The organism is Enterobacter cloacae complex sp. ECL352 (assembly GCF_020149545.1).
In the GTDB taxonomy this organism is placed as follows: Bacteria; Pseudomonadota; Gammaproteobacteria; order Enterobacterales; family Enterobacteriaceae; genus Enterobacter; species Enterobacter asburiae_B.
Genome location: NZ_CP083710.1, coordinates 68,068 through 81,345, shown reverse-complemented (window position 1 = coordinate 81,345; position 13,278 = coordinate 68,068). Strand labels below are relative to the sequence as shown.

At 48.6% G+C, this 13,278-nt stretch carries 13 protein-coding genes; 4 read left to right on the top strand and 9 right to left on the bottom strand.

What is annotated here, in order from left to right; genetic code table 11:
* Positions 1–200: 200 nt before the first annotated feature.
* The 5 genes from LBF07_RS23665 to LBF07_RS23645 all read right to left on the bottom strand — a co-directional run bounded on the left by LBF07_RS23665 (position 201) and on the right by LBF07_RS23645 (position 5,262).
* A complete protein-coding gene (locus LBF07_RS23665; RefSeq protein ID WP_015572054.1) occupies positions 201–977 on the bottom strand; it encodes a site-specific integrase in 777 nt (258 codons plus the stop codon).
* A gap of 18 nt (positions 978–995) precedes the next feature.
* Positions 996–1,526, bottom strand: coding sequence for a hypothetical protein (locus tag LBF07_RS23660; RefSeq protein ID WP_013087127.1), 531 nt, complete (start codon positions 1,524–1,526; stop codon positions 996–998).
* 130 nt (positions 1,527–1,656) lie between these two features.
* Entirely contained in the window at positions 1,657–1,947 is a 291-nt protein-coding gene (locus tag LBF07_RS23655; RefSeq protein ID WP_013087126.1) for a hypothetical protein, read from the bottom strand.
* Between the two features lie 539 nt (positions 1,948–2,486).
* Positions 2,487–3,428, bottom strand: a complete 942-nt coding sequence (locus LBF07_RS23650) for a diguanylate cyclase (RefSeq protein ID WP_094935621.1) — start codon at positions 3,426–3,428, stop codon at positions 2,487–2,489.
* A gap of 713 nt (positions 3,429–4,141) precedes the next feature.
* Positions 4,142–5,262 (bottom strand): IS3-like element ISSen4 family transposase gene (locus LBF07_RS23645; RefSeq protein WP_087451024.1). Its coding sequence is split into 2 segments (ribosomal slippage): positions 4,142–5,004 and positions 5,004–5,262, totalling 1,122 coding nucleotides; the frame shifts between segments, so codons are not numbered across the junction.
* A gap of 21 nt (positions 5,263–5,283) precedes the next feature.
* Here LBF07_RS23645 and LBF07_RS23640 point away from each other — a divergent pair.
* Positions 5,284–6,198: an HNH endonuclease gene (locus LBF07_RS23640; RefSeq protein ID WP_224435163.1), complete on the top strand. Its 915-nt coding sequence runs from the start codon at positions 5,284–5,286 to the stop codon at positions 6,196–6,198.
* A 385-nt stretch (positions 6,199–6,583) separates the two neighbouring features.
* On the opposite strand, the gene LBF07_RS23635 is transcribed toward LBF07_RS23640, so the two are convergent.
* The 4 genes from LBF07_RS23635 to silR form a co-directional block, all read right to left on the bottom strand.
* Positions 6,584–6,934, bottom strand: a complete 351-nt coding sequence (locus LBF07_RS23635; RefSeq protein WP_000694953.1) for a DUF305 domain-containing protein — start codon at positions 6,932–6,934, stop codon at positions 6,584–6,586.
* 143 nt (positions 6,935–7,077) lie between these two features.
* Complete coding sequence (gene silE, locus LBF07_RS23630) at positions 7,078–7,509, bottom strand: silver-binding protein SilE (protein WP_000790483.1); 432 nt, start codon at positions 7,507–7,509, stop codon at positions 7,078–7,080.
* A 250-nt stretch (positions 7,510–7,759) separates the two neighbouring features.
* The gene (gene silS / locus LBF07_RS23625) at positions 7,760–9,235 is read right to left on the bottom strand and encodes a copper/silver sensor histidine kinase SilS (protein ID WP_032638115.1); all 1,476 of its coding nucleotides are present in this window, start codon (positions 9,233–9,235) and stop codon (positions 7,760–7,762) included.
* Positions 9,228–9,908 carry a copper/silver response regulator transcription factor SilR gene (gene silR, locus LBF07_RS23620; protein WP_001572351.1) on the bottom strand — a complete coding sequence of 227 codons (681 nt, stop codon included), beginning with the start codon at positions 9,906–9,908 and terminating at the stop codon, positions 9,228–9,230. The genes silS and silR overlap by 8 nt, the downstream gene beginning before the upstream one ends.
* Positions 9,909–10,097: 189 nt before the next feature.
* Here silR and silC point away from each other — a divergent pair, with 189 nt between their 5' ends.
* The 3 genes from silC (at position 10,098) to silB (ending at position 13,271) form a co-directional block, all read left to right on the top strand.
* Complete coding sequence (gene silC / locus LBF07_RS23615) at positions 10,098–11,483, top strand: Cu(+)/Ag(+) efflux RND transporter outer membrane channel SilC (protein WP_045357991.1); 1,386 nt, start codon at positions 10,098–10,100, stop codon at positions 11,481–11,483.
* Between the two features lie 28 nt (positions 11,484–11,511).
* Positions 11,512–11,865: a cation efflux system protein CusF gene (cusF, locus tag LBF07_RS23610; RefSeq protein ID WP_049026482.1), complete on the top strand. Its 354-nt coding sequence runs from the start codon at positions 11,512–11,514 to the stop codon at positions 11,863–11,865.
* 113 nt (positions 11,866–11,978) lie between these two features.
* Entirely contained in the window at positions 11,979–13,271 is a 1,293-nt protein-coding gene (gene silB / locus LBF07_RS23605) for a Cu(+)/Ag(+) efflux RND transporter periplasmic adaptor subunit SilB (protein ID WP_001485328.1), read from the top strand.
* Positions 13,272–13,278 lie beyond the last annotated feature (7 nt).

The window sequence follows — 13,278 nt, the reverse complement described above, 5'->3', positions numbered from 1 at the left end:
CGTTATGAAGAAAAGGGGGCAATGCAGGGATGAACAGGATCGGAACGAAAAGGTAAGTAATGAAGAAGACGTAAAGTGCGTTACGTGAATTCCGGCCTGGTACAGCCTGGACCCCTGTCAGTTTTCACGTAACGCAAGATTAATTTATTATCGAATAAGTGGATGTCATTACAACTGTCTGTAAATTTTGACAAATTTAGTTATCTTTTTTTCAGCATGGCAACAGCATCAGCCTCTGCCATTGAAAATTGCACACGATGCCTTGCAGCAACATCGAGCGCAAATACCTTTGTATAGACTTCCGTCGAGCTGATCGACTTGTGCCCCATCAGGCTCTGCAGCACCTTCAGCGGAATTCCGGCATACAGCATGTGCATGGCGTAGGAGTGGCGGAACGTGTGTGGCGTCACCGGCACGGAGAACGTCACCCCGTCGGCGGCTGCCGCTTCAACAGCTTCGCCCAGCCAGGTGCGAACGGTACGGTCGGTGATCTCCCAGATGCGCACCTTTTCCGTTCTGCCGGTGCGCTTATTCCGGCGTTCCAGCGGTATTTTCAGGGTGGCCACCATCATTTCCAGCTGGCGGGCATACTGCGGATCGGAAAGCGGAACGTTACGATGAGGCTGGCTGCCGGCCGGAGCACGGCCGGCCGTTCGGGCCGCTTTCTCCACCCGCTGTTTGAGGGTTGCCAGTTGCACGAACGGGTAGGGCGGGGCCAGGGAAAAATCACTCCGGGTCAGGGCCAGTGCTTCGTTAATACGGGCGCCGGTGTTCCACAGGGTGGTCAGCAGCATCTTACGGTGAAGATCGGGCACGTAGTGGAGCAGGGCGCTCACTTCCGGCGCCAGCAGGTATTTCGGCAGTTCGTCCTGAACGAGCGCCATCTGGCGCAGTGCCAGCGCGGCCGGGTAATCGATGGCCACCGGCAGCTGAGCAGAGGAAAAAGCCCCGCTATGGCCTGGCAGTGCTGGCATCATGTTATGTCACCATTGTCATTAGAGTGTGCAGTGCATCACCGGTGCATCCGGGGATGCCGGACCCGGCAGGATCAGATACTCGGTAGCAGATTTGACACGGTAATTGGTGTAATCTTCAAACGAAACCGGGCTTGCTTTCATCCCCGCGAGAAAAGTTTCTTCAAGACCGCGGGCACGCGGAAGCGATAGTTCTATCGTCTCAGGATCGATGGCCATTTTCTGGCGGGTGGCTTCCAGCTCAGTGGTCAGCCGGTATTTTTCCGTACGAAAAGGAATACTCTCTTCAGCGTTTCGCTGTGTATAGGTCACGTCAAACATCATGCGATCACCGTCGTTCTGCAGTACCACGCCCCTGAGGAGACTTTCTATACGAACGGGGGATTCACCTTTCTGCGGAATCTCCGAGGTCCGGCTGCAGATAATCACCATCCCGGGTTTCTGACTGGCATTAACCATCCGCATTTCACTGAGCGTTGCCGCCCCTGCATCCCGTGCAGTCACACCCAGCAGGATCGTCAGCCCCATTATAAAACCGGTCAGTTTACACATCGTTCCTGTATCCTTTACGTTAATGTCTGGATCATCTTCAAGGAGAAATCCCGCCGGACTACACTATCGAGTGACATGTGGCCGCCAGAGGGTGTCCAGCCGACCACTCATTAAATGCTGCTGTCGGCTATCAGTAGCGACCAAGAGTCATTAACTGGAAGCATTTTTCCTCGGAGAGCTCTCCTTCTTTCTTTGGGAGAGGGCCAAGGAAAGGAGTTATCACATCGACTTCTGTGGACAGATACCATGTGTCATCAGCATCATCCCACCAGGCAACTGTGCGATCGTCCCAAGTGTGTATCTCACGGTAGCAGCCGTATCCGTATATGTGCTCAAACTCCGATTCTTCCATCCAGACTCTGTCATGCCCAAGGATTATGAGAGCCTCAAATAAAACACTCAGTGTAATTTTCATATTCATAATCAACTTCCTTATTATTTAATATCTATTAGTTCTATTTATTTATCATCGCCAGCAGAACATTCCGTTGCCCGCCCGCAGTGATTAGCAGAATAACAGTCACCGCCCGCAATTACCGGATCTCACTCTTTTAGACTTCCGAAAAATTCATAATAGCAAAGTTTTCGGAAGCGATGATGAACAGATTAACAGGATTTACTCGTCAGGTCGGTCTGATGCGGAGAGGGTGAAAGTTATCTAACTACTTAAAGTGTAGCACATTTTTAATTTTCGTTTCACAAATCAGCGCAGAAAATCGCCGTGATCCGGAACTTGCTTTTTTCGGATCTCAGAAGTGGAGAAGAGGAATTATTGCAGCATGGACACAAAAAACGAGTAATTGTTGCGATGAGTGGACTATTGCACCATGAGCAAATATAAATGACTTTAAGCGTCCTGCGGTTAAATATATTGTTCATGCCGTCCGGCTGAACCCCGGGTCAGGGGATCAGCCGGGAAGGAGAACGTCACGGTTCTGTTTTCCGGGAGAGGGTCTTTCGTTATTTCTTCAGGTACATCACTTCGTCACATTTGCCGATCATCTCCGCCAGCGTCGTGTACTGGTCTGCGTTATTGATCAGTTCGCCAAAGGAATAATTGATGTTGTAGGGCTTGCCCGAGGTGTCATTGTAATGATCGAGACTGGCACTCAGCGCATGAAGATAAGAGCCGGTATTCCCGTTTCGCCGGATCAGGGCGGCAAACTCATCCCCGCCGAGGCGGCCTGCTATTTCGCCCGGTTCGAGGTGCTGATGTAAAAAGCCGGCAAAGATCTTCAGCACCTCGTCACCCTCAGCGTGTCCCCAGAGATCGTTAACCGGTTTGAACCTGTCCAGATCGAAATAGATGAGGCTGAACGACGCATCCTGCCGGTTCATTGCGCGGAAGAGTTTGTCGCCGGCGCGGTAAAACCCGCGCCGGTTGGGAATGCCCGTCAGGCTGTCCGTCATAGCCATGTTGATGGCCTCGAATTCGTCCTCCACGATACAGGCCAGGTCCCGGAGGGACGCAATGTCCTCATCCGTGAAGGCGCGGGGAACGGTGTGGATCAGGCACAGCGTGCCGGCCACCGTGCCGTCCGGCAGGCTCACCGGCTGGCCGGCGTAGAACCGGATGTGTGGCTCACCGGTAACCAGGGGATTATCGTGAAATCGCGCATCGGCAGCCGCATCGTGAATGATAAAAGGCCCTTCCTGCAGAATGGCGTGTCCGCAGAACGAAATATCACGTGGAGTTTCGCGCACGCCGACGCCCTGGCAGGCGAAGAGCCACTGGCGCTCGCGATCCAGCAGGCTTATCAGGGCCACCGGGACCTGAAAGGCTTTGCGGGCCAGCCGCGTCAGGCGTTCAAAACGCTCATCGTCACGGGTATCAAGAAGGCCGGTAATATACAGGGACTTCAGCCTCTGTTCTTCATTCTCCGGTATACCGGGTGCCTGCATGTAATCTCCTGGTATGTACAAAGTATATATGCAGATGAAAAGGTGTTTGGATCTGACTGAGTGTAATTATAGTTCACGACTTATCTGCCAGCGGCTGAACTTCAGGTACAGGAATTCACGTTTATCACTCGTACTAGACTCTCCGGAGGACCAGGGGAATGACCGGGTCTGTTACGGTGAGGGAATCTGTAAACCTCAGGATTTTTGCCGGGAAAGTACGTATAACTGCTATCTTGATTAGTAAATGTTAAAATTTGTAGGTATCCACCCGTTAAACAAAATGATTAATATTTAAAAATACTCGTTGAACACCCGTGCCGTAATAACGAAGTACATTAAAAATGTTATCCGGTCATGTGAAGCTGAGACCGTCTCTTCGTCATGTAAAATGCCGTACTTTCTTTGTCGTGAAGAATGACCGGGTTAAGTCCATAAGGTTGAGAGGAAGTCTGCTGATGTGATACGCTCAAGGCGGGATTTATCTCAGTGAGAACTCACGGCAACAAAAAGTTTTTGGACAACAAAACACAAAGTTGTTTTGGACTGTAGGAGTCCAAGAGACAATGACATTACATACAACGCCGTGTAATGGATTTTACATTATTACAAAGCCTGTGTTACAAGAGAGTTATGGACATGATTGAAAAAATATGTGAAGTAATTGATGGTGAATACGTCTGTGATTGACCTGCCCCCACGATTAGATACAACACTCAGTTAGTAACGTCGGAATCTTCATTCTCAGAATGACCCTTTCTCCAGCCCGCTGCAAATTCAGACGGTGTCTGATAATTCAGCGTGGAGTGCGGGCGGCATTCGTTATAATCCTGCCGCCAGTCATTAATAATTTTCCTGGCATGAACGATATCGCTGAACCAGTGCTCATTCAAACATTCATCGCGAAATCGTCCGTTAAAGCTCTCAATAAATCCGTTCTGCGTTGGCTTGCCCGGCTGGATTAAGCGCAACTCAACACCATGCTCAAAGGCCCATTGATCCAGTGCACGGCAAGTGAACTCCGGCCCCTGGTCAGTTCTTATCGTCGCCGGATAGCCTCGAAACAGTGCAATGCTGTCCAGAATACGCGTGACCTGAACGCCTGAAATCCCAAAGGCAACAGTGACCGTCAGGCATTCCTTTGTGAAATCATCGACGCAGGTAAGACACTTGATCCTGCGACCGGTGGAAAGTGCGTCCATGACGAAATCCATCGACCAGGTCAGATTGGGCGCCGCCGGACGGAGCAGCGGCAGACGTTCTGTTGCCAGCCCTTTACGACGTCTTCTGCGTTTTACGCCCAGGCCACTGAGGTGATAAAGCCGGTACACGCGCTTATGATTAACATGAAGCCCTTCACGGCGCAGCAACTGCCAAATACGACGGTAGCCAAAACGCCTGCGCTCCAGTGCCAGCTCAGTGATGCGCCCTGATAAATGCGCATCAGCAGCCGGACGGTGAGCCTCATAGCGGCAGGTCGACAGGGATAAACCTGTAAGCCTGCAGGCACGACGTTGCGACAGACCGGTCGCATCACACATCAACATCACGGCTTCCCGCTTCTGGTCTGTCGTCAGTACTTTCGCCCAAGAGCCACCTGAAGCGCCTCTTTATCCAGCATGGCTTCGGCAAGCAGCTTCTTGAGTCTGGCGTTCTCTTCCTCAAGCGACTTCAGGCGCTTAACTTCAGGCACCTCCATACCGCCATACTTCTTACGCCAGGTGTAAAACGTGGCATCGGAAATGGCATGCTTGCGGCAGAGTTCACGGGCGGGTACCCCAGCTTCGGCTTCGCGGAGAATACTGATGATCTGTTCGTCGGAAAAACGCTTCTTCATGGGGATGTCCTCATGTGGCTTATGAAGACATTACTAACATCGGGGTGTACTAATCAACGGGGAGCAGGTCATGATATAGATATTAGCGTTGAAGAATGGAAGATTTTATTAAGGGATAAAAAAGTTTTTGATGACAAAAGTATTGCAGCGTTAAAAAAATGGTTCATTGAGCCAGACCATTCCTGTACATGTTTCGATATCGGCAAGAAGTACGACCTGCACAGTATGAGTGCTAATGGTGTAATCAATGGGTTGGGTGGAAGAGTTCAGAAGCAGCTTGGCCGATTCGAGGTTAAAGGAGTCGGAAAGATTGCTTCCGGGACAAAATTCATTACAGTCATGAAAAGTAGAGAAATTAAAGGAAACCCAAAGCGAAATTTATGGACTATCCGTGAAGAACTTGTTCAGGCAATAAAAGAACTAGATTTTTTTAGTACGAACGAAAGCTCAAGCATTGATTTTTACTCAGATAATGATTTGATCACTGCTCTAGAAGAAAGTAATCACTTTGACGTTACTCAGACATTTGAGTATAGCGAAAAAGCGAAACCTAAGAAAGCTGCAATAGAAGTCAAAAATGGACTCTCATACCCAAGAAGTAAATCTGTTTCAAAAAATGCGCTTAACAAAGCTGATTATAAATGTGAAATTAATTGCGACCATCCAACGTTCAGAAGGCGAAACTCTCCCCTAAATTACACAGAACCTCATCACATTGTCCCGATGTCAAAGCAAGACTATTTTGAGAATTCACTGGATGTGGAAGAGAATATCATATCACTATGTTGCAACTGCCATAAACAAATTCATCTTGGCAAGGGGTTTGAAGATATGTTGAGGAGAATATATGCCGAGCGGAAAGATGTATTAAAAAAAGCGGGAATCGAGATATTATTAGAGGATTTGATTCTTTTTTACAAGATGGAAGGTAATTAATCTTCGAGAAGATGCATGCTTATTTTTATTTTTAGCAATGAATGTGAAATACTGCCTGACTATCAATCCTGTCATGTGGTTCAGATTTATGGGGGAGGATTTTAATATTTTACCAGCATGGCATGTCGATCAATCGGTTAAGTATAGCGCCAGGTAACCAGACGGATTTTCCCTCTCAGGCGGGAGTCGTTATCCATCGTCCAGTACCTGATCAAAAGTAGGAATAATTACAAAAAAATTAAATTGTATGACTATTATTTCCGTTCAGAAAAGAAAGTTACATTAAAAACCCGAAATTATTCGGGTTTTTAATTAGTTAAGTACTATATGTTTTCGTGTCCGAGGGTACCCTAAGAGGGTGCGCAAGACAACACTCCAGTGTTCATTATTTATGACTGTCAAGCCATTTATTCATCTGCTCAATTTCACCTTTTTGAGCTTTAATGATGTCCTGCGCGAGCTTTCTCATTTCCGGATCTTTTCCGTATTTGAGCTCGGTCTCAGCCATTGCGATTGCCCCTTCATGGTGTGCGATCATACCTTTTGCAAAGGCCTTATCGGGATTGGATTCATTAACGGCGGCCATCATTTTTTCATGCATATTTTTCATGCCAGCCATATATTCCTGTGATGATGCCGATGAGTGCATATCTGACATTTTCATTTCCGAATGTTCAGCAGAAATGGCTGGCAGGGATAACATTAATATTACAAAAAGGGTGTTTTTGATTTTCATATAATAATTCCTTTCAGACAGGTACCGGTTAAGTGTAGCTGAGTCAGACAAAAAAGCCCCCTGACGGGGGGCAAAAATGTAGCAACGTTGTTTCAGGAAAATCTATCAGGGAAAAGGTAACAGCACGGATACTACCGTCGCATTCAGCCTGCATTGATCATGCGGCGGTGCGCTTCGGCCATGGCCTGATGTGGGCCGGATTGCCCGTTATTCATGAATTCATGGGCAACCGCTGCTCTTTCATGCTCATTCATCGCCGCGTAAGACGTTGACGGGACGGTCGTGGATACCGTGTTATTTCCCATCATCTTCTGATGACTTTCCACCATTTTCTGGTGCGCATCCGCCGAGCCGTTCGTCATGGTTTCATGAGCAATAATGGCCTGTTCATGCTGGTCCATACCGGTCATACGAGGAGCAGTCCCCTGGATCCCGACAGGAGCCGCAGCAGACTGCATCTGGTGAGCAGGAGCCTGTGCATTGTTGACGCGATCATGGATATTCACGGTTTCAGTGGCCCAGGCCGATGAAATTAAACCAAAGCCCAGCAAGGATGCTAATACGATATTTTTCATGATAACTCTCCATTTCTGAATTAGTGATGTCCGGGGAAGTACAACCGGTGTTTTCAGTTCCATAACTGAAACAAGTTCGGCAGCGTTTATTTCTCCGGAAGAGGGCTGGATATTCATTTCCTGGCGTACTCTGACGCCGGGTATTGATGAAGCAATCCAGCCTTCCTGATAAGTTGCACTAATTATATCGAATGGCTTCTGTTTGCTGCATGACAGGCTAATGACATCTTTGTCATTTACATCTTTATTTTCAGCATTGGGTTTCCGGGATCATTTTCTCCAGTCTGGGCACGGATAAGATAAAACGCGTGGAGCGTACGTCTGATTCCACCTGCACTCTTCCGTGATGTGCTTCCACGATTGACTTCACAATCGCAAGGCCGATGCCGCTGCCTTCTCCTTTTCGTTGTCTGGATGGATCCACCCGATAAAAACGGTCAAACAGCCTTGATAAATGTTCTTCAGGGATCGGTTTCCCCGGATTTTCAATCACAAGGTCAAAAAAGCTCTCCTGCTCTCTTATTGAGACGGTGATTGCCTGTCCCTCCGGGGTATAACGCAGGGCATTGGATAACAGATTATTGATCGCCCTTCTGAACATTTGTGGATCTCCCTCAACCAGGCAGGGCATCCCGTCAAATTTGAGCGTGATATTGCGTTCTTCGGCCCAGGCTTCGAAAAACTCGAAGACTTTCATGACTTCCGCTCTGAGGTCAAACATGACCCTGTCAGGTATCAGCTGATTATTGTCTGCCTGCGCCAGGAACAGCATGTCGCTGACCATTTTGGTCATCCGGTTATACTCTTCCAGGCTGGAGTAGAGGACATCCTCAAGTTCCTTCTGGGTTCGATCCTGACTCAGTGCGATTTCAGTCTGTGTCACCAGATTGGTGATGGGCGTTCTGATCTCGTGCGCGATATCGGCAGAGAAATTGGCCTGGCGGGTAAAGACATCCTCAATCTTTCCAATCATATGATTGAACGAGATAACCAGTTGCTCCAGCTCAATGGGAACCCGTGTCGGTTCCAGCCGCGCATCAAGATTCTCGGAGGTGATGCTTTTAATGGCATTGCTGACATTACGAAGGGGCAGATGCCCCTGACGGACAGCGATGCGAATGATCAGAACAATCAGCAGGCTTATCACAACAGCGATTGCAATCAGATTTTTTTTCAGCGCATCAAGGTAATGGAGATGGAAATTAATGGAGAGGCCAGTCAGCATGACATAGTTCTGCTGTTTGCCCTGAAATATCGCCTGGCCAGAGGAGGCGATAATCCGGTATGTTTCCATCTTCATTCCGGACCCGGTATCCATCGGTCCCGCAGGATCCTCCACCGTCCAGAGAAAGACATCCCGTGCGCGGCTGTGCTCGCTAAAATCTGCTGAATTCACTGCCGGGCGTAGTGCCGCCCCCTGAGCTGAGCTCAAGAGCACTTCACCCCTGGGATTGAGGAGCAAAAGGGCAACGTTGCGGTAGCTGGCAATTGATTCCTTTATTTTGCTTACTTTTTTTTCATCCGGATCTGCCGGGGACTGGAGTATACGGCTCAGTGTGGTGCTGATTTGTTGCAGATCGCTGACATCCTGCTCGGCAAAATGCTTTTCAACAGAATGCAGCATAAACCAGGTGAAGGCGATAAACGCCAGTATTGTGGACAGGCTGATAAAAAAGGTCAGCCGCAGAGCGAGTGAGAAAGGTCGTCTGGACGGTTTGCTATGCATCCGGGATCTCCAGCATGTAGCCCACGCCCCGCACTGTCTGGATCAGTTTTGTCCCGTAATCGTTGTCTATTTTAGCGCGGAGTCGCTTTACTGCGACATCAATCGCGTTAGTGTCGCTGTCAAAATTCATGTCCCAGACCTGAGAGGCAATCAGGGAGCGGGGAAGAACTTCTCCCTGATGGCGAATGAAGAATTCCAGCAAGCTGAACTCTTTACTGGTGAGCACAATGCGGTTCCCGGCGCGGCTGACTTTTCTGGATACGAGATCAACCGAGAGGTCAGCCACTTTAAGCTGGCTTTCCGTGATCATCGTGTTTCCCCGCCTGAGGAGGGTTCTTACCCGGGCGAGCAGTTCAGCAAACGCAAAGGGCTTCACCAGATAATCGTCCGCACCCAGCTCAAGTCCTTTGACCCTGTGTTCAATCGTGCCAAGGGCCGTCAGCAGTAATACCGGCATCCCCTTTCCGGCACTGCGCAGCATACGGATGATATCCCAGCCGTTTACATCAGGCAGCATGATATCCAGGATGACTAAATCATACTCGGCTGTCATGGCAAGATGATATCCGGTCAGACCATTATCAGCGTGATCCACGACGAACCCCGCCTCTGTCAGCCCCTTGCTGAGATATTCACCTGTTTTAATTTCGTCTTCAACGATTAATATTTTCATCATGCTCCCCGGCTGGCTGCTAATGTCATTTTATTGCGCCCACGATCGTTATCAACGGATTACAGCAAAAATGACAACATTGTCATTATCCTGTCACCCGGCAAACAGAGAGCGTTCGGTAAAGTATCCCTATCAATACTCTGGACTTCGTTTGAACCATTTACCAGGTCTGCCTGTACGAGAAGCGTTATGTTCAAATTAAAATTACTCAGCATCAGTACCATATTCATCCTGGCTGGTTGTGTTTCTCTGGCACCTGAATATCAGCGTCCGCCAGCTCCGGTTCCCCAGCAGTTTTCATTGTCTAAAAACAGTCTGACGCCTGCGGTAAACAGCTATCAGGATACGGGCTGGCGAAACTTTTTTGTCGATCCCCAGGTCAGCAGGCTGATCGGTGAAGCCCTGAATAATAACCGTGATTTGAGAATGGCTGCCCTGAAGGTTGAAGAGGCCCGGGCCCAGTTCAACGTCACGGATGCAGATCGTTATCCCCAACTGAATGCCTCATCCGGGATCACATACAACGGTGATCTGAAAGGTGACAAGCCGACCACACAGGAGTACGACGCGGGTCTGGAGCTCAGCTATGAGCTCGATTTTTTTGGCAAACTTAAGAACATGAGTGAGGCTGATCGCCAGAACTACTTTGCCAGCGAAGAAGCCCGTCGTGCCGTACACATCCTGCTGGTCTCCAACGTTTCACAGAGCTATTTCAGCCAGCAACTGGCGTACGAACAACTCCGTATTGCGCGGGAAACGCTGAAAAATTATGAACAGTCCTATGCTTTCGTTGAGCAACAGCTCGTGACCGGGAGTACGAACGTTCTGGCACTTGAACAGGCGAGAGGACAAATCGAAAGTACCCGCGCCGAAATAGCCAAACGAGAAGGCGATCTGGCTCAGGCAAACAATGCCCTGCAACTGGTGCTGGGAACGTACCGCGCACTTCCGTCAGAAAAAGGGATGAAAGGCGGGGAGATCGCACCAGTAAAATTGCCACCAAATCTATCTTCACAAATTTTGCTGCAGCGACCGGATATTATGGAAGCGGAATATCAGCTGAAAGCGGCTGATGCCAATATTGGCGCAGCGCGAGCGGCCTTTTTCCCCTCCATTACCCTGACCAGTGGTCTTTCCGCAAGCAGTACGGAGCTGTCAAGCCTGTTTACGTCAGGAAGTGGAATGTGGAATTTTATCCCTAAAATTGAAATTCCTATTTTTAATGCTGGCAGGAATAAAGCCAATCTGAAGCTGGCTGAAATTCGCCAGCAACAGTCGGTGGTTAATTACGAACAAAAAATTCAGTCAGCCTTTAAGGATGTTTCCGACACGCTTGCGCTGCGCGACAGCTTTAGCCAGCAACTTGAGTCACAGCAGCGTTATCTTGATTCACTTCAGATAACTCTCCAGCGTGCCAGAGGATTATATGCAAGTGGTGCTGTCAGTTACATCGAAGTGCTGGATGCAGAACGTTCCCTCTTCGCTACGCAGCAAACCATTCTCGATCTTACCTATTCCCGACAGGTTAACGAAATTAATCTGTTTACCGCGCTGGGTGGCGGTTGGGTAGAGTAAATTTATTTAATTAATCAGGAAATTAAAAATGCGTAATTCACTTAAAGCCGTTTTATTTGGTGCCTTCTCTGTCATGTTTTCTGCCGGTCTTCATGCTGAAACACATCAGCATGGCGATATGAATGCTGCCAGTGATGCTTCGGTACAGCAGGTTATCAAGGGCGCCGGTGTCGTTAAAGACATTGATATGAATAGTAAAAAGATTACCATTTCGCACGAAGCAATCCCTGCTGTGGGCTGGCCTGCAATGACCATGCGCTTCACTTTTGTTAATGCAGACGACGCTATCAATGCCCTGAAAACCGGCAACCATGTCGATTTCTCGTTTATTCAGCAGGGCAATATCTCCTTACTCAAAAGCATTAACGTTACGCAATCCTGATTATCAGTCCGGAGCGAATACATCCAGTGCGCCTGAACATTCATTAAGGGATTACTGTGAATGAATGATCGGGCGCATATGCCAGGTGTTTTGATTTTTCAGCGAGAAATTGTATGGCTTCTTTAAAGATAAAATATGCTGCAATAATTATCAGCAGCCTCATAGCAGGGGGGCTGATATCGGTTACTGCCTGGCAGTATGTAAACTCATCACAAAAAACAGTACAAACCGAACAAAAGGCACCGGAGCGAAAGGTACTTTTCTGGTATGACCCGATGAAACCGGATACCAAATTTGATAAACCCGGAAAATCTCCCTTTATGGATATGGACCTGGTGCCGAAATATGCTGATGAAAGTGGCGATAAAAGCAGTGGCGGGATCCGTATCGATCCAACCCAGGTTCAGAATCTGGGATTAAAAACGCAAAAAGTTACGCGAGGAATGCTGAATTATTCCCAGACAATCCCGGCTAATGTCAGTTACAACGAGTATCAGTTTGTCATTGTGCAGGCGCGTTCTGACGGTTTCGTCGAAAAAGTGTATCCCCTGACGATTGGCGATCATGTGAAGAAAGGCACTCCGCTTATCGATATCACCATTCCTGAATGGGTTGAGGCACAAAGTGAGTTCCTGCTGTTATCCGGTACAGGCGGTACGTCAACCCAGATAAAAGGGGTTCTGGAGCGACTTCGTCTGGCTGGTATGCCGGAAGAGGATATTCAAAGGCTGCGTTCAACCCGCACAATCCAGACCCGTTTTACCATTAAAGCACCTATTGATGGTGTCATTACTGCGTTTGACCTGCGCACCGGAATGAATATTTCGAAAGATAAAGTAGTGGCTCAGATTCAGGGGATGGACCCGGTCTGGATCAGCGCTGCAGTGCCAGAATCTATCGCCTATCTGCTGAAAGATACGTCGCAGTTTGAAATTTCGGTACCGGCTTATCCGGATAAAACATTCCATGTCGAAAAATGGAACATTCTTCCCAGCGTGGATCAGACAACCCGTACGCTTCAGGTCCGTCTCCAGGTTTCTAATAAGGATGAGTTTCTCAAGCCGGGCATGAATGCCTATCTGAAACTGAATACCAAGAGCCAGGAGATGCTGCTGATACCAAGCCAGGCCGTTATCGATACCGGCAAAGAACAGCGCGTGATTACTGTTGATGATGAAGGCAAGTTTGTGCCGAAACAGATCCACGTTCTGCATGAATCACAGCAACAGTCCGGCATTGGCTCCGGCCTGAATGAAGGCGATACCGTGGTGGTCAGTGGCCTGTTCCTCATTGACTCCGAAGCCAATATTACGGGCGCGCTGGAACGTATGCGCCACCCTGAAAAAACAGAAAACAGTATGCCAGCAATGTCTGAGCAGCCTGTAAATATGCATTCAGGGCACTGAGGAGACG